Source organism: Stenotrophomonas maltophilia (genome assembly GCF_023518235.1).
Taxonomy (GTDB): Bacteria; Pseudomonadota; Gammaproteobacteria; order Xanthomonadales; family Xanthomonadaceae; genus Stenotrophomonas.
The window spans coordinates 1,650,108-1,665,876 of sequence record NZ_CP090423.1 but is presented as its reverse complement, the minus strand read 5'-3'; the positions used below and the strand labels follow the sequence as shown (position 1 = coordinate 1,665,876).

The 15,769-nt window shown below is 66.8% G+C and carries 17 protein-coding genes and 4 tRNA genes; 9 read left to right on the top strand and 12 right to left on the bottom strand.

Annotation, left to right across the window (positions count from 1 at the left end; genetic code table 11):
• Positions 1–65: 65 nt before the first annotated feature.
• From LZ605_RS07735 to LZ605_RS07690, 10 genes are all read right to left on the bottom strand, one after another.
• Positions 66–142: transfer RNA gene (locus LZ605_RS07735), tRNA-Arg, on the bottom strand.
• A 32-nt stretch (positions 143–174) separates the two neighbouring features.
• A tRNA-Arg gene (locus tag LZ605_RS07730) sits at positions 175–251 on the bottom strand.
• 58 nt (positions 252–309) lie between these two features.
• Positions 310–386: transfer RNA gene (locus LZ605_RS07725), tRNA-Arg, on the bottom strand.
• Complete coding sequence (locus LZ605_RS07720; RefSeq protein WP_249844361.1) at positions 377–1,303, bottom strand: alpha/beta hydrolase family protein; 927 nt, start codon at positions 1,301–1,303, stop codon at positions 377–379. Before LZ605_RS07720 ends, LZ605_RS07725 begins: the two co-directional genes overlap by 10 nt.
• Positions 1,300–2,109: a bifunctional hydroxymethylpyrimidine kinase/phosphomethylpyrimidine kinase gene (gene thiD, locus LZ605_RS07715; RefSeq protein ID WP_249844360.1), complete on the bottom strand. Its 810-nt coding sequence runs from the start codon at positions 2,107–2,109 to the stop codon at positions 1,300–1,302. Before thiD ends, LZ605_RS07720 begins: the two co-directional genes overlap by 4 nt.
• Positions 2,110–2,192: 83 nt before the next feature.
• Positions 2,193–2,861, bottom strand: a complete 669-nt coding sequence (locus tag LZ605_RS07710; RefSeq protein WP_249844359.1) for a YoaK family protein — start codon at positions 2,859–2,861, stop codon at positions 2,193–2,195.
• Positions 2,862–2,870: 9 nt separating this feature from the next.
• On the bottom strand, positions 2,871–3,377 hold the full coding sequence (locus tag LZ605_RS07705) for a hypothetical protein (protein WP_249844358.1): 507 nt from the start codon (positions 3,375–3,377) through the stop codon (positions 2,871–2,873).
• Positions 3,374–4,774, bottom strand: a complete 1,401-nt coding sequence (locus LZ605_RS07700; protein WP_107232796.1) for a PhoH family protein — start codon at positions 4,772–4,774, stop codon at positions 3,374–3,376. The genes LZ605_RS07705 and LZ605_RS07700 overlap by 4 nt, the downstream gene beginning before the upstream one ends.
• An 84-nt stretch (positions 4,775–4,858) precedes the next feature.
• Complete coding sequence (locus LZ605_RS07695; protein ID WP_249844357.1) at positions 4,859–5,338, bottom strand: peroxiredoxin; 480 nt, start codon at positions 5,336–5,338, stop codon at positions 4,859–4,861.
• Positions 5,339–5,430: 92 nt separating this feature from the next.
• A complete protein-coding gene (locus tag LZ605_RS07690) occupies positions 5,431–5,991 on the bottom strand; it encodes a glycine cleavage system protein R (RefSeq protein ID WP_005409051.1) in 561 nt (186 codons plus the stop codon).
• A 163-nt stretch (positions 5,992–6,154) separates the two neighbouring features.
• Here LZ605_RS07690 and dapA point away from each other — a divergent pair, with 163 nt between their 5' ends.
• Together dapA and LZ605_RS07680 are read left to right on the top strand one after the other, a co-directional pair.
• On the top strand, positions 6,155–7,048 hold the full coding sequence (dapA, locus tag LZ605_RS07685; protein ID WP_249844356.1) for a 4-hydroxy-tetrahydrodipicolinate synthase: 894 nt from the start codon (positions 6,155–6,157) through the stop codon (positions 7,046–7,048).
• Between the two features lie 32 nt (positions 7,049–7,080).
• On the top strand, positions 7,081–7,596 hold the full coding sequence (locus tag LZ605_RS07680) for a hypothetical protein (protein ID WP_249844355.1): 516 nt from the start codon (positions 7,081–7,083) through the stop codon (positions 7,594–7,596).
• Between the two features lie 168 nt (positions 7,597–7,764).
• On the opposite strand, the gene fdxA is transcribed toward LZ605_RS07680, so the two are convergent.
• Complete coding sequence (fdxA, locus tag LZ605_RS07675; protein ID WP_057496885.1) at positions 7,765–8,088, bottom strand: ferredoxin FdxA; 324 nt, start codon at positions 8,086–8,088, stop codon at positions 7,765–7,767.
• 191 nt (positions 8,089–8,279) lie between these two features.
• Here fdxA and LZ605_RS07670 point away from each other — a divergent pair, with 191 nt between their 5' ends.
• Positions 8,280–9,704, top strand: coding sequence for a sugar porter family MFS transporter (locus LZ605_RS07670; protein ID WP_107232792.1), 1,425 nt, complete (start codon positions 8,280–8,282; stop codon positions 9,702–9,704).
• Positions 9,705–9,952: 248 nt separating this feature from the next.
• Here LZ605_RS07670 and LZ605_RS07665 read toward each other — a convergent pair.
• Positions 9,953–10,027: transfer RNA gene (locus LZ605_RS07665), tRNA-Glu, on the bottom strand.
• A gap of 53 nt (positions 10,028–10,080) precedes the next feature.
• On the opposite strand from LZ605_RS07665, the gene pcnB reads away from it, so the two are divergent.
• The 6 genes from pcnB (at position 10,081) to pgi (ending at position 15,685) form a co-directional block, all read left to right on the top strand.
• Complete coding sequence (gene pcnB / locus LZ605_RS07660) at positions 10,081–11,460, top strand: polynucleotide adenylyltransferase PcnB (protein WP_409461215.1); 1,380 nt, start codon at positions 10,081–10,083, stop codon at positions 11,458–11,460.
• 3 nt (positions 11,461–11,463) lie between these two features.
• The gene (gene folK / locus LZ605_RS07655; protein WP_249844353.1) at positions 11,464–11,949 is read left to right on the top strand and encodes a 2-amino-4-hydroxy-6-hydroxymethyldihydropteridine diphosphokinase; all 486 of its coding nucleotides are present in this window, start codon (positions 11,464–11,466) and stop codon (positions 11,947–11,949) included.
• A gap of 34 nt (positions 11,950–11,983) precedes the next feature.
• On the top strand, positions 11,984–12,799 hold the full coding sequence (panB, locus tag LZ605_RS07650; protein WP_107232789.1) for a 3-methyl-2-oxobutanoate hydroxymethyltransferase: 816 nt from the start codon (positions 11,984–11,986) through the stop codon (positions 12,797–12,799).
• Positions 12,796–13,635, top strand: coding sequence for a pantoate--beta-alanine ligase (gene panC, locus LZ605_RS07645; RefSeq protein ID WP_249844352.1), 840 nt, complete (start codon positions 12,796–12,798; stop codon positions 13,633–13,635). The genes panB and panC overlap by 4 nt, the downstream gene beginning before the upstream one ends.
• A 158-nt stretch (positions 13,636–13,793) precedes the next feature.
• Positions 13,794–14,174: an aspartate 1-decarboxylase gene (gene panD, locus LZ605_RS07640; RefSeq protein WP_008268179.1), complete on the top strand. Its 381-nt coding sequence runs from the start codon at positions 13,794–13,796 to the stop codon at positions 14,172–14,174.
• Positions 14,171–15,685 carry a glucose-6-phosphate isomerase gene (pgi, locus tag LZ605_RS07635; protein ID WP_249844351.1) on the top strand — a complete coding sequence of 505 codons (1,515 nt, stop codon included), beginning with the start codon at positions 14,171–14,173 and terminating at the stop codon, positions 15,683–15,685. The genes panD and pgi overlap by 4 nt, the downstream gene beginning before the upstream one ends.
• The last annotated feature ends 84 nt before the right edge of the window (positions 15,686–15,769 follow it).

Genomic DNA, 15,769 nt, shown 5'->3' with positions numbered 1-15,769 from the left:
GGCGCAGCCCGGCCGAAAAACGCACATAAAAAAACAGCAGGCCGAGGCCTGCTGTTTCGGTGTAATGGTGCGCCCGGAGAGATTCGAACTCCCGACCGCCTGGTTCGTAGCCAGGTACTCTATCCAACTGAGCTACGGGCGCCAATTACATAAACTTGTTGTGCTGACTGTGTATGGTGCGCCCGGAGAGATTCGAACTCCCGACCGCCTGGTTCGTAGCCAGGTACTCTATCCAACTGAGCTACGGGCGCGCGGTACACAATCAAATTTTAAAACATTTCCAGCGGCGGATGCTGGAAACCTGTCGAGTGGTGCGCCCGGAGAGATTCGAACTCCCGACCGCCTGGTTCGTAGCCAGGTACTCTATCCAACTGAGCTACGGGCGCCCTGCGACAGGAGCGGAATTATGCGGATGTCGGCGCGCACCGTCAACAGTTTTGTGAAAATTTTCACCCAACTGAATGAAAAAGCTGTCAGCGACCGCCTCCGGGGCCTTCAGCCACGCGAAATGATCGGCGGGCGTGCCCAGTTCCTGTGCAGACAGCACGCGCAGCTGTGCGGCGACATTCGGCAGCTTCGCCAGTAGTATCTGCATCGATCCGGAAGGCGCCAGCCAGTCGTGCTCCATCAGCACCGCCTGTGCGCTGCCGTGCACGCGCGCCATCTGCGCATCCAGATCTTCGTCCATGCCGGCGGCGGCATAGTGATTGTTCAGGCCCACCCGCGCCCAGTCGGCAATCAGCCCGCGCGCCTCGGTGCCACCGAAGCCGAGGCGGCGGCCATTCAGTACGCCCTGGCGCTGCGCGATCCACGGCAGGAAGCGATAGACCAGCGGCAGCAGCCAGCCACGTGGTGGCGGGAAACCGCGCCAGAATGGTGAGCCGCTGGCGGCCAGCCACAGCCGGTTGAAGTGCTGCGGGTTGCGGCCGGCATGCACGCAGGCCAGCTGCCCGCCGAGACTGTGGCCGCCGATGATCCAGGGCAGGGCGCCGGCGGCATCGTCCGCGGCGGCCAGTACCGTCTGGCTGGTGGGTAGATCCTGCTCCAGCACCTCCCGGTAGCCCCAGTCCTGCGTGCGCGACGGCCGCAGCGAACTGCTGCCGTTGCCGCGCCACTCATGCAGATAGACCGCCACGCCCTTTGCGGCCAGCGCCTGTGCCAATGGCAGGTAATGGCGGGCGGCCACGCCCAGTGCCGGCAGCCAAAGCAGGCGTGCGATCGGCTGTGCAGGCACGCAGGCGATCACTTCATAGCGGTGGCCATCGTCGCACTGCACGGCAACGGTGTCTGGTGTCAGCGTCATGGGTGCGGTGCCGCGCCGAAATGGTCGAGCACCAGCACTTCGCTGCGGCCCGGCGCATAGCCCTGCTGCAGGCCGCGCGCCACGTAGTCGATGCCGGCTTCGCAGGCGTTGGCCAGGCTCAGGCCGTTGCACAGCTGCGCGGCGATGGCCGAGGCCAGCGTGCAGCCGGTGCCATGCGCATCCAGTGGCAGGCGGGTGTGGATGAATTCTTCGCTGCTGACGCCGTCGAAGTAGCGATCGATCACCCGGCTGCCTTCCTGCAGGTGGCCACCCTTGAGCAGCACGGCGCCGGCACCGAGGTCGAGCAGGGTAGCGGCGGCCCGTTCGGCGTCATCACCATTGCTGATCGTCCGGCCCACCAGCAGTTCTGCCTCCGGCGTGTTCGGGGTGATCAGTGTGGCCAGCGGAATCAGCCGTTCACGCAGGGCCTGCAATGCGGAGTCTTCCAGCAGGCGCGCGCCGCTGGTGGCAACCATCACCGGATCGAGCACCACGTGCGCCGGGCGATGGCGCTCGAGTACTTCGGCCACCGTGTTGATGACCTCGGCGTTGGCCAGCATGCCGAGCTTCACCGCGTGGATGTCGAAGTCGTCAAAGCACGCCTCCAGCTGTGCGCGCAGGAACTCGATCGGCGGCACATGTACGGCGATGACGCCGCGGGTGTTCTGCGCGGTCAGCGCGGCAATCGCCGACAGGCCATGCACGCGATGCGCGGCGAAGGCCTTCAGGTCGGCCTGGATGCCTGCGCCACCGCCGGAGTCGGAGCCGGCGATGGTGAGGGCGGAGGCGGGAGTGGTCGGGCTCATCCGTCGATTGTGCCGTGGTCCCGCATGCGCGGGTAGAGTCGAGCTTGCTCGACTGCGCGGCGGACGGGCCCGCAGCACGATCCTCAACGGCGCCAGCGCGCCCACTGCTGGTACAGCACGTAGCCCAGCCCGGTCAGGCCGGTCAGCAGGGCAGGCGCGAGCAGGGCGTCGTACTGCCAGCGCACGAACAGCCAGGCGCCGATGACACCGCCGGCGAGGAAGCCGCTGATGATCAGCCCGCTCAGGGTCAGCCGCCGCACCTGCAGCGGCAGTCCGCGCAGCAGGTGGCCCAGACCGATGCCGAGGTCGGTGAACATGCCGCTCAGATGCGTGGTGCGCACCACCGCGCCGCTGAAGGTGGTGGCCATGGCGTTCTGCAGGCCGCAGGCCATGGCGGCAGCCAGTGCGCCCCAGATCTGCTGATGTTCAAACAGGGGGATGGCCACCAGCAGCAGCGCAGATTCCAGCGCCAGTGCAACGCCATAGCGACGCCCCAGTTGCAGGGTGTTGTCCTGGATCAGCAGGCCGCTGAGCATCGCGCCAAGCGAAAACGCGATCAGCAGGCCCCACAGATGGCCGACGGCGCGCCAGTCACCCTGCGCCAGCGCCATGCCCAGCTGGCTGGTGCTGCCGGTCATGTGACTGACGGCCTGATGCTCGAAGCCGAGAAAACCGACCACGTTGACCATGCCGGCCACGCACGACAACGCGACCGCGCCGATCCAGACCCAGGTCGGCAGGCGTATTCCCATGGCGGGCCCTCAGGGCCCGCCGAGGCCGCCGTTGAACTGCAGCTCGCTGAAGGTGCCGGTGGACGGATCGAACACGGCGCCCCAGAACTGCGCGCCGCCATCGCAGACACGGATTGCTTCCCGCGCCGGATTGATGCCGCTGTCGTCGGGCAGGTGGAAGGCGTTGATGTAGATCAGCCGTCTGCCGGTGCTTTCAATGCCGACGTACTGGCGGTCGAAGTCCAGCACCTTCGGCACCTGCGTTTCCAGCGACGACAGCTTCGCCTCCAGCTGGTCGACCTGCTGCCGGCTGGGCGCCCAGTACCCCGACACCCGCCCGGCCTCGCGACCGGGGCTGGGGCGCGAGCAGGTGTCGAGCACCTGCGCGGCGATGATCGGGCGGGTGACCACCCACGACTGGCCGGTACGCTCGGTGGTCGGCACGCTGGCCGGGCCGCGCGTGGTGGTGCAGGCGCCCAGAGCGGCGGCGAGGGTGATCGCCGCCGTGGGCAGCAGCAGGCGGGTGCAGCGGTTCACAACACCTCCGAGGCGTAGTCGGCCAGGCGCGAACGCTCGCCACGGCGCAGGGTGATGTGCGCACTGTGCGGCCAGTTCTTGAAGCGGTCCACCGCGTAGGTCAGGCCCGAGGTGGTCTCGGTCAGGTACGGGGTGTCGATCTGCTCGACATTGCCCAGGCAGACGATCTTGGTGCCGGGGCCGGCACGGGTGATCAGCGTCTTCATCTGCTTGGGGGTGAGGTTCTGCGCCTCGTCCAGGATCAGGTAGCGCGACAGGAACGTGCGGCCGCGCATGAAGTTCATCGAACGGATCTTGATGCGGCTGGCCAGCAGGTCGTTGGTGGCCTGGCGGCCCCAGGTACCACCTTCCTGGTTGTGCGTGAGCACCTCCAGGTTGTCGGTCAGCGCGCCCATCCACGGCGTCATCTTCTCTTCCTCGGTGCCGGGCAGGAAGCCGATGTCCTCGCCGACGCTGACCGTGGCGCGGGTCATGATGATCTCGCGGTAGCGCTGCTGGTCCATCGTCTGCGCCAGGCCGGCGGCCAGTGCCAGCAGGGTCTTGCCGGTGCCGGCGGTGCCGAGCAGGGTGACGAAGTCGATCTCCGGGTCCATCAGCGCGTTGAGCGCGAAGTTCTGCTCGCGGTTGCGCGCGCTGATGCCCCACACGGCGTGGCTGCCGTGGCGGAAGTCATCGACCAGCGACAGCACTACCTTTCCGTCGCCGACCACGCGGCTGACCCGCAGCTCGACTTCGTCTTCGCCGGGCAGGTAGACGTACTGGTTCGGGTACCACTCCTCGCCGTCCAGCGCCTGGATTTCGTAATGGGTGCGGCCCTTGTCGCTCCAGCTGCGCAGGTCGTCGCCGTGGCGCTTCCAGAAGTCTTCCGGCAGCTCGGTGGCGCCGGTGTAGAGCAGGCTGAAATCGTCCAGCGCACGGTCGTTCTCGTAGTCCTCGGACACGATGCCGGCAATGGCGGCCTTGATGCGCAGGTTGATGTCCTTGGAAACGAACACCACCGGCAGGTCCGGCGTTTCCTCCTTCAGGGCCAGGATCGCGCCGAGAATGGCGTTGTCCGGGATGACCTTGCCGAAGCTCTTGCCGGCATCGAAATGGCTGGTCTGGAAGCGCAGCTTGCCCGCGCTCTGCTTGCCGCGCAGCTGCAGGCCATTGGGGCGCTGCAGCGGAATGCCGTCGGCCAGGTTGTCCAGGCCCGAAGCCTGCACCAGCTCGTTGAGGAAGCGGCTCACCTGGCGGGCGTTGCGGCTCGCTTCGGAGGTGCCCTTCTTGCCGTTGTCCAGCTCCTCGATCACCTGCATGGGCAGGTAGACGTCGTGCTCCTCGAATTTGAACAGCGCGGTGGGATCGTGCATCAGCACGTTGGTATCCAGCACGTAGATGCGCTTGCCTCGGGTCATCGTCGGTTCCTGGTTACGGACAGGGAAAAACCATCACGTCCTGCTGCAGGGCAGGGTGATGGCGGACACGGTGGGCAATGGGACTCACTTGGACTGGGAGGCCTTCAGTTCGTCGAGAACGGCATCGGCATGGCCGGCGACCTTGACCTTGCGCCAGGACTGCACGATGCGGCTGTCGGGGGAAATCAGGAAGGTGCTGCGCTCGATGCCACGTACCTGCTTGCCGTACATGTTCTTCATCTTGATCACGTCGAAGGCGGTGCACAGCGCTTCGTCGCCATCGCTGACCAGCGGGAAGCCGAACCCCTGCTTGGCACAGAAATTGTCGTGCGACTTCACCGAGTCGCGCGAGACGCCGAGCACAAGCGCGCCGGCCTTCTTGAACTTCGGCAGCAGCGCGTTGAAGTCAATGCCTTCGGTGGTGCAGCCCGGGGTGCTGTCCTTGGGGTAGAAGTACAGCACCAGCCACTGGCCGGCGTAGTCGCCGAGGGTGGCGTGGGCGCCGCCGGACAGGGCCAGCGGCAGGGAGAGGGTGGTGCTGTCCAGGGTGTCGCCGTTGTTCATGAGGTCCTTCTGTCGAGCCTGGGTTCTTTCTACGACAATTGCATGAAACGCCACGCGCCTGTGAGAGGCGCGCGAAAAAATCAGGAATTCATTCAGAACTTCATCGGGTCCATGATCGCGTCCAGATTCAGGTGGTCGCAGAACTCAAGGAAATCGTCACGCAGCGCGGCAATGTGCATGTTGGCCGGCACGCCGATGGTGACCTGCGCGCTGAACATCTCCGCACCGGTCTGCATGGCGCGGTAGCGCGTGCTCTGCAGGTTCTCGATGGTGATGCCCTGGCGGTCGAAGAAATCGGCCAGCTGGAACAGGATGCCCGGCTTGTCGGCGGCGATCACCTCGACGATGTACGGCAGCAGGTTGGACTGCGCCTGCTTGGCCGCTGTGCGGTACCAGACCAGCTTCAGGCCTTCCTCGCGCTCGAGCCGGGTCAGCATCGCTTCGAGCTTGGCGACCGAGTCCCACGAGCCGGTGGCCAGGGCGGTGACCGAGACATCGCGGCCGACCGTGGCCAGCCGCGCGTCCACCAGATTGCAGCCGCTGTCGGCAATGCGGCGGGTGACGGACAGCAGGGGGGACTCCGGATGCGTCGTATAGGCGTTGATCAGGAGGTGGTTTTCGCTCGGCGCGGGGCGCGGGGTGGTGTCGGTCAAGGCGATTCCGGGTAATGCATGCGTGAGTCTGAATGCCCGCCAGAGGCGGGGATCCACCGGTGTCCAGCATACTTGCCCGTGCTTTCGCGCCGCAAGTAACATTCAGGTCGCCCCCGGCCTTTCGTGGCGGGCGTTTCCCTTCCCAGCCAAGAGCAGCACGTCCTTGTCCCTTTCCGGCCTCATCACCGCGCTGGCGACCCCTTTCCGGGCCGACGGCGCCCTCGATCCCGACGGTTGGCAGCGCCTGCTGCATCTGCAGCTTGAAGGTGGCGTCCATGGCGTTGTCGTTGCCGGCTCGACCGGTGAAGCGGCAACCCTCACCGATGCCGAGTACGACCTGCTGCTGGCCAGCGCGGTCGAGCGCATCGGCGGCCGCATTCCGGTCATGGCCGGCACCGGCCTGTCCGGTACCGCCAAGACCATCGAACAGACCCGTCGCGCCGGCGCGCTCGGGGCCAGCCACGCGCTGGTGGTCACGCCGCCCTACGTGCGCCCCACCCAGGCCGGCCTGATCGCGCATTACCGTGCGGTGGCCGACCAGGGCGGGCTGCCGGTGGTGCTGTACAACGTGCCCGGCCGTACCGGCTGCGACATGCAGCCGGAGACCGTGGCCGAGCTGGCCAGCCATCCCAACATCGTCGGCATCAAGGAAGCGGTGGGCGACACCGGCCGCGTGCAGGCGCTGCTGGCCCTGCGCAGCCCGCAGTTCGCCGTGCTCAGTGGCGATGACGGCACCGCCGCGCGTTCGATCCAGGCCGGTGTCGATGGTTTGATCTCGGTCGGCTCCAACGTGCTGCCGGGCGCCTACCGACGGATGTGCGAGCTGGCCGCGGCCCACGACCACGAAGCCACCGCGTCGTGGGATGCGCGCCTGCAGCCGTTCCATGATTTCTGCGGCGTAGAGCCGAACCCGATCCCGGTCAAGGCGCTGCTGCGCCGCCTCGGCATCGGTCACGATCTGCGACTGCCGCTGCTGCCGCTGTCGGCACCGCACCATGCGGCGGCCGATCATCTTGCCGGCGACATCGCCGCCCTCGAAGCCCTTTCCAGCCACTGACTTCCCGTCTTGGTCTGATCCAGGAGATTCACATGCGTCAATCCGTTTCCACCGTCCGCGTCCTGTCCTATGCCCTGCTTGCCGTGGCCGTCGCCGCCAGCACCACCGGCTGCTTCAAGCGTGGCGTCAAGGGCGACTATGCCTTGGCCCCGGAAATGCGTCCGCTGGAAGTGCCGCCGGACCTGAACCTGCCGGCCACCACCGGTGACAACAAGGTGCCGACCCTGGCATCGGCGACCAAGCCGGCGGCCCCGGCTGCTGCGGCCCCGGCCGTGGGCAACACCGGCTTCACCATTGCCGGTGGCAAGGATGACGCCTTCGCCAAGGTCGGTACCGCGCTGGAAGGCGTGGAAGGCGTGACCATCGCCAGCCGCGCGCAGTTGCTGGGTTCGTACGATGTGGCCTATGAAGGCAGCAACTTCCTGGTCCGCGTGGTCGCCGTCGATGCCGGCGCCTACATCTCCGCGGTCGACCCGCGTGGCCTGCCGGCTACTGCAGAAGCGCCGGTGAAGCTGATCGCCGCGCTGAAGGCGAAGCTGGCGCAGTAAGGCCAGCCGGCTGGGTGTGGATCGCGGTCCGCGCCTGCCTTGGGTAGCGCCGGGCCATGCCCGGCGAGCGTGAAGCGCGGCCCAGGATCCGCCGGGCATGGCCCGGCGCTACCGAAAAAAAGGGCGCCATCGGCGCCCTTTTTCGTTGCCGTTGCCGTTGCTGGCGCCTCAGCGCTCCAGCAGCTTCAGCTTGTCCGGCTTGCCATCCCACTCGCCGGCATCGGCGGGCGGGTCCTTGCGCACAGTCAACACCGGCCACTCGCGAGACAGCTCGGCGTTGAGCGCCACGAAGCCTTCCTGGCCGGCGGGGACATCGTCCTCCGGGAAGATCGCATTGACCGGGCACTCCGGCTCGCACAGGGTGCAGTCGATGCACTCATCCGGATCGATCACCAGGAAGTTCGGGCCTTCGTGGAAGCAATCCACGGGGCACACTTCCACGCAATCGGTGTGTTTGCACTTGATGCAGTTTTCGGTGACGACAAAGGGCATGGGCTGGGGGTGGATCGATTCCTGAACCCGACAATTCTAGAACAGGTTGGGCCCCGGTGTCGGCGCGGGGCGGAAAACGGGCGTCTGGCAGGCTCGGCTGCGCCCCCGTTGGCGACAGGGCGGGGCCTGTGCGACGCTGCGGACGCCCGGTCGCCGCAGGTGGCCGCCTTCCCTTCCCAGCAGGATCGTCCATGTCCCAAGCCCAGCCCGGCACCGCCTCCCAGGGCGGCGAGAACACTGCGTTCATCGTCCTCATCAGCTGTGTGGCCACCCTCGGTGGATTCCTGTTCGGTTTCGATAGTGGTGTCATCAACGGCACGGTCGACGGCCTGCGCCAGGCGTTCAATTCCAGTGAGGCGGCGCTCGGCTTCGAAGTCGCCTCGATGCTGCTGGGCTGTGCGATCGGCGCATTCCTGGCCGGTTGGCTGGGTGACCGGCTGGGCCGCCGTGGCGTGCTGATCGTGTCGGCACTGCTGTTCCTGGTGTCGGCGCTGGGTGCCGGCGCCGCCCATGCCTCCTGGCTGTTCATCGCCGCGCGCGTGCTGGGTGGCTTTGCGGTGGGTGCGGCCAGCGTGATGTCGCCGGCCTACATTGCCGAAGTCGCCTCGGCACGCTATCGGGGACGGCTGGCCACGGTGCAGCAGATGGCCATCATCTGTGGCCTGTTCGCCGCCTTCCTCAGCAACTACCTGCTGGCACGTGCCGCCGGTGCGTCCACCGAGCCGTTGTGGCTGGGCCATGAAGCCTGGCGTTGGATGTTCTGGATGCAGGCGCTGCCCTCGGCACTGTTCCTGCTGTTGCTGCTGGTGATTCCGGAAAGCCCGCGTTTCCTGGTGCTGAAGGGCCGGCAGGCGCAGGCGAGGGCGGTGCTGTCGCGCCTGTATGGCGAGGTAGCAGCGGCGGCCAAGCAGGCCGAGATCGAGGCCAGCCTGGCCCAGGACCAGCACAAGCCACGCTTTGCCGACCTGCGCGACAAGGTCACCGGCAAGCTGCGTCCGATCCTGTGGGTGGGCATCGGCCTGGCGATGTTCCAGCAGCTGGTCGGCATCAACGTGGTGTTCTATTACGGCGCGGTGCTGTGGCAGGCGGTTGGATTCTCCGAAGGCGACGCGCTGCTGATCAACGTGCTGTCCGGCGCACTGAGCATTGGCGCCTGCCTGCTGACGGTGGTGCTGATCGACCGCATCGGCCGCAAGCCGCTGTTGTGGGTCGGCTCGGTCGGCATGTCGGTGGCGCTGGTGCTGATGGTGGTGGCATTTGCCAGCGGCAGCCTGGTGGATGGCCGCCTGCAGTTGTCCGATGGCATGGGGCGGTTGGCGCTGGTGGCGGCCAATGTCTACGTGGTGTTCTTCAACATGTCCTGGGGGCCGGTGATGTGGGTGATGCTGGGCGAGATGTTCCCCAACCAGATCCGCGGCCCGGCGCTGGCGGTGGCCGGCGCGGCGCAGTGGACCTCGAACTTCGCGATCACCGTGACCTTCCCGATGCTGCTGGCCGGCATCGGCCTGGCCGGCGCGTATGGCATCTACGCGGTTGCGGCCATCCTCTCGGTCTTCTTCGTGGTCCGCTACGTGCGCGAGACCAAGGGCAAGGAGCTGGAGCAGATGGAAGGCTGACGGCGCCTGGCTTCGGTTGCATTCCGTCGGCGCCTGCTTGTCCAGAGTGTGAGGGGGCAGGCCGCCCTCTCCAGGACGCGCAAAAGCCCATGGATGGGTTCACGGCGTGTCCTGCCCTGGGTGACCCCACCGGCTCAAGCCGATTGCAGGCAGGCGCCAAAGCAACCAAGCCGATCAATGCCATTGCAAACCCCGGAAAACAGAAAAGCCCGCACAAGGCGGGCTTTTTCGGTTCCTGCTGCGGCGACTGGCGCTCCCTAGGGGACTCGAACCCCTGTTTTAGCCTTGAGAGGGCCACGTCCTAACCACTAGACGAAGGGAGCGTAACTGGTGTCGCTGCCGAGGCAGGAGCGCTAGTATATGCACCTCGATGCCATTGGGCAATCCCGAAACTTCAACCGGAAGCGCCAACATCATTTCCCCTGCGACATCACCGTTCAGCCTGCGCGTCATCCCGCGCGACCAGCACACCATCTCCCGCAAGGAGATCAGCCCGAATGCCCTGCGCGTGCTCTACCGCCTGCGCGATGCCGGCTTCGGTGCCTACCTTGTCGGCGGCGCGGTGCGCGATCTGCTGGTCAATGGCCAACCCAAGGATTTCGACGTGGCCACCGACGCCACGCCCGAACAGGTCAAGCAGCTGTTCCGCAACTGCCGCCTGATCGGCCGACGCTTCCGCCTGGCCCATGTGGTGTTCGGCCGCGAAATCATCGAAGTCGCCACCTTCCGCGCCAACAGCGATGACGGCAGCGGCGACCGCGAGATGGAAAACGGCATGCTGGTGCGCGACAACGTGTACGGCACCATCGAAGACGACGCCGTACGCCGTGACTTCACCTGCAACGCCCTGTATTACGCCATCGAAGACTTCTCGGTGCGTGACTACACCGGCGGTTTCGAAGACGTGCAGGCACGCCTGATGAAGCTGATCGGCGACCCCGAGCAGCGTTACCGCGAAGATCCGGTGCGCATGCTGCGCGCGGTGCGTCTTGCGGCCAAGCTGGGCTTCCAGATCGAAGAGGGCACGGCTGCGCCGATCCCGCATCTGGCTGGCCTGCTCAACGAAGCGGCCCCGGCGCGGCTGTTCGAGGAAGTGCTCAAGCTGTTCCTGTCCGGGCACGGCGTGGCCAGCTTCGAGGGCCTGGAGCGCTATGGCCTGCTCGACGTGCTGTTCCCGGAAAGCGCCAAGGCACTGAAATCGAACCGCACCGGCGCTCTGCGGCGCATGCTGGTGGAAGGCCTGGCCAACACCGATGCGCGCGTGGCCAATGATGAGCCGGTGTCGCCGGCGTTCCTGTTCGCCCTGCTGTTGTGGCCGGCGTTCTGCCGTGCGCAGGCGACCCTGCTCAAGCAGGGCGTGGCACCGGAAGAGGCGCAGCGTCGTGCTGCCGACCGCGTCACCGTGCAGCAGCTGAGCACCATCGCACTGCCACGCCGCTTCTCGCTGCCGATGCAGGAAATCTGGCTGCTGCAGTCGCGCTTCGGCTCGCGCCAGCGCAAGCGCGTGTTCCGCACGCTGACCCATCCGCGTTTCCGTGCCGCGTTCGACTTCCTGGCCCTGCGCCAGGTGGCCTCGGCCGAGCACGAAGCGGATGTCGCGTTCTGGCGCGAGGCACAGGCGCAATCGGGCCATGAGCTGGAGTCGTCGCTCGATGCCATGCACAGCGAAGGCGGCGATGAGGACGGTGGGGCGCCGCGCAAGCGTCGCCGTCGCCGTCGCCGCCCGGGCGGTCCGGCGGGCAGCGCTGCCGAGTAAGCCATGACCCGTGCCTGGATCGGGCTGGGCGCCAATCTTGGCGACGCCGCCCACACCGTCCGCGCGGCCATCGCCGCGCTGGACGAGCTGCCTGAAACGCGGCTGCTGCAGGCGTCACGCCTGTATGCCACCCCGGCCTGGGGCAATGAGGACCAGCCGCCGTTCGTCAACGCCGTGGCGGCGGTGCTCACCGATCTGCCTGCACTCGAGTTGTTGCAGGCCATGCTCGGGCTGGAGCGGCAGTTCGGTCGCGTCCGCGATCCGGCGGTGCATTGGGGGCCGCGAGCGCTGGACCTGGACCTGCTGCTGTACGGCGAGCAGGTATTGGACCTGCCCGATCTGAAGGTGCCGCATCCGTACCTGCACGAGCGTGCTTTCGTGCTGGTGCCGTTGGCCGAAATCGGGCCGGAACTGAAAATTCCTGGCCATGGCCGCGTGCAGGATGCAGTGATGCGGGTCGATGCCTGCGGGATCGCGCCGATAGGGTGATAATGCCCGGGTTATCTCCCCCGGTTATCAACACATGAGCACCCACGCAGACAGCAAGCCCTGGACCGTTCCCGCCCTGGCCGAGGCCAAGCGCAATGGCCAGAAGCTGGTCATGTTGACCGCCTACGACGCCGGCTTCGCCCGCACTTTCGACGCCAATGGCGTTGATCTGATCCTGATCGGCGATTCGCTGGGCATGGTCGTGCAGGGTCATGACTCGACCCTTCCGGTGACCGTGGCCGACATGGTCTACCACACCCGCGCCGTGGCCCGCGTGCTGCAGCGTGCGCTGCTGGTGGCCGACCTGCCGTTCGGTGCCGATGCCACCCCGGAACGCGCGCTGGATGCTTCGCTGCAGCTGCTGCAGGCCGGCGCCGAGATGGTCAAGATCGAAGGTGCCGGTTTCAAGGTCGACATCATCCGCTACCTGGTCGAACGCGAGATTCCAGTCTGCGCGCACCTGGGCCTGACCCCGCAGTCGGTGCTGCGCCTGGGTGGCTTCAAGATCCAGGGCCGTGGCGATGCCGCGCGCCAGCTGGTGGAAGATGCCCGGGCCGTGGCCGCAGCGGGCGCCAGCATCATGGTGCTCGAATGCGTGCCGACGCCGGTGGCGGCTGAAGTCACTGCCGCGGTGGATGTGCCGACCATCGGCATCGGTGCCGGCCCGCACTGCGATGGCCAGGTGCTGGTGCTGCACGATTTCCTTGGCCTGGACAGCGGCCATCGCCGCCCGAAGTTCGTCAAGGACTTCCTGGCCGAAGGTGGTTCGGTGGCCGGTGCCACCCGCGCCTTTGCCGACGCCGTGCGCGACGGCAGCTTCCCCGACGAACAGCACGCCTACGCCCAATGATCCAGACCTTCAACGAGCTTGGCGCACTGCGCGAGCAGATTGCGCAGTGGAAGCAGCAGGGCCTGCGCGTGGCGCTGGTGCCGACCATGGGCAACCTGCATGGGGGGCACCATTCGCTGGTGACCCTGGCCCGCCAGTACGCCGACAGGGTGGTGGCGAGCATCTTCGTCAACCCGACCCAGTTCGGGCCGAACGAGGATTTCAGTCGCTACCCGCGCACGCCCGAGGCCGACGTGGCCGGGCTGGAGCAGGTCGGCTGCGATGCCGTGTGGCTGCCAAGCGTCGAGGCGATGTACCCGCTGGGCGTGGACAAGACCACGCAGATGCACGCGCCAGGTGTCAGCGAAGTGCTGGAGGGTGCCAGTCGCCCAGGCCATTTCGATGGCGTGTGCACGGTGGTGGCGCGTCTGTTCCTGCAGGTGCAGCCGGACGTAGCCGTGTTCGGGCGCAAGGATTACCAGCAGCTGGCCGTCATCAAGCAGATGGTGGCCGAGCTGTCGTTCCCGGTCCAGATCGTCGGCGCCGAGATCGTGCGCGACGAGGATGGCCTGGCCAAGAGCTCGCGCAACCAGTACCTGAGTGCCGAGCAGCGCCCGCACGCGACCGCCATTCACCGCACCCTGCTGGGCATGCGCGAAGGCTACGTGGCCGGGCACACGCGCGCGCAGATCGAAGCGGACGCCACGGCGGCACTGCAGGCCGCCGGTTTCCAGGTCGACTACGCGGTGCTGCGCACGCCGGATCTGGCCGAGCCGAGCTTTGACGGCGGTGGCCGCGTGGCCCTGATCGCCGCACGCCTGGGCACGACCCGGCTGATCGATAACCTGGAATTCTGAATTCCGTACGATGGGTAGCGCCGGGCCATGCCCGGCGGACCACGGCCGCTGCGCTCGCCGGGCACGGCCCGGCGCTACCTGAACAGGTTGCCGGCGGTGATGCCGATGGCCGGACGGGTGCTAGAATCCGCGCTTTCCTTTGCCGTTGCAGCGCCCCCATGCACCTGTCCCTGCTCAAGACCAAGATCCACCGCGCCACCGTCACCCATTCCGAGCTGAACTACGAAGGTTCCATCGCCATCGATGACAACCTGCTGGCTGCCACCGGCATCCGCGAGTTCGAGCAGGTGCACATCTGGGACGTGACCAACGGTGCGCGCTTCTCGACCTATGCCATCCGTGCCGAAGCTGGCAGCGGCGTGGTCTCGCTCAATGGCGGTGCCGCGCGCCACGTGCAGGTCGGTGACATCATCATCATCGCCGCGTTCGCCAGCATGACCGAGCAGGAAGCTGACAGCTTCAAGCCGAAGCTGGTGTACGTTGATGGCAGCAACCAGATCACCCACACCAACGACACGATCCCGACACAAGCCGCATGACAACGAACAACGGATTCGACTCGCTGCATTCCCACGCCCAGCGCCTGAAGGGCGCAAGCATTTCCAGCCTGCTCGCTGCCGAACCCGGTCGCGTCCAGGACCTGGCGCTGCGGGTCGGTCCGTTGTACGTCAACTTCGCGCGGCAGAAATACGATGCCGCAGCGCTGCAGGCGCTGTTGGCATTGGCGGCCGACCGTGATGTCGGCGGCGCCATCACCCGGCTGTTCCGTGGTGAGCAGGTCAACCTGACCGAAGGCCGCGCCGCGCTGCACACCGCGCTGCGTGGCGACGTGGTCGATGCGCCGGTGGCGGCCGAGGCCTATGCCACCGCCCGCGAAATCCGCCAGCGCATGGGCGTGCTGGTGCGCGCGCTGGAAGACAGCGGCGTGACCGATGTGGTCAGCGTCGGCATCGGTGGTTCCGATCTCGGTCCACGCCTGGTCGCCGATGCGCTGCGCCCGGTTACCGGTGCGCGCCTGCGCGTGCATTTCGTATCGAACGTGGATGGCGCCGCCATGCAGCGCACGCTGGCCACGCTGGATCCGGCCAGGACCGCCGGCATCCTGATCTCCAAGACCTTCGGCACCCAGGAAACCCTGCTCAACGGCCAGATCCTGCACGACTGGCTGGGCGGCAGCGAGCGCCTGTACGCAGTCAGCGCCAATCCGGAGCGCGCCGCCAAGGCCTTCGCGATTGCCGCCGAGCGCGTGCTGCCGATGTGGGACTGGGTGGGCGGCCGTTACTCGCTGTGGTCGGCGGTCGGTTTCCCGATCGCGCTGGCCATTGGTTTCGAGCGTTTCGAACAGCTGCTGGAAGGCGCCGCGCAGATGGATGCGCATGCGCTGGACGCACCGCTGGAGCGCAACCTGCCGGTGCTGCATGCGCTGACCGACATCTGGAACCGCAACCTGCTGGGCTGCGCCACCCATGCGGTGATGACCTACGACCAGCGCCTGGCGCTGCTGCCGGCCTACCTGCAGCAGTTGGTGATGGAGAGCCTGGGCAAGCGCGTGCGGCGCGATGGCCAGCCGGTCACCACTGATACCGTGCCGGTGTGGTGGGGCGGGGCAGGCACCGACGTGCAGCACAGCTTCTTCCAGGCACTGCACCAGGGCACCAGCATCGTTCCGGCCGATTTCATCGGCTGCGTGCACAACGACGATCCCTACACGATCAATCACCAGGCGCTGCTGGCCAATTTGCTGGCGCAGACCGAGGCGCTTGCCAACGGGCAGGGCAGTGACGATCCGCACCGCGATTATCCGGGTGGCCGCCCGAGCACGCTGATCCTGCTTGATGCGCTGACGCCGCAGGCGCTGGGTGCGCTGATCGCGATGTACGAGCACGCCGTGTACGTGCAGTCGGTGATCTGGAACATCAACGCCTTCGACCAGTTCGGTGTCGAACTGGGCAAGCAGCTGGCCAGCGGCCTGCTGCCGGCGCTGCAGGGCGAGGACGTGGCGGTTGCCGATCCGATGACCCGCGAGATCCTGGCGCAGCTGAAGCGCTGACGCTCTCTGTAGAGTCGAGCCAAGCTCGACTGTGTTGTCCGCGTAGTCGAGCATGGCTCGACTCTACGAGTCGGTAGCGCGGCG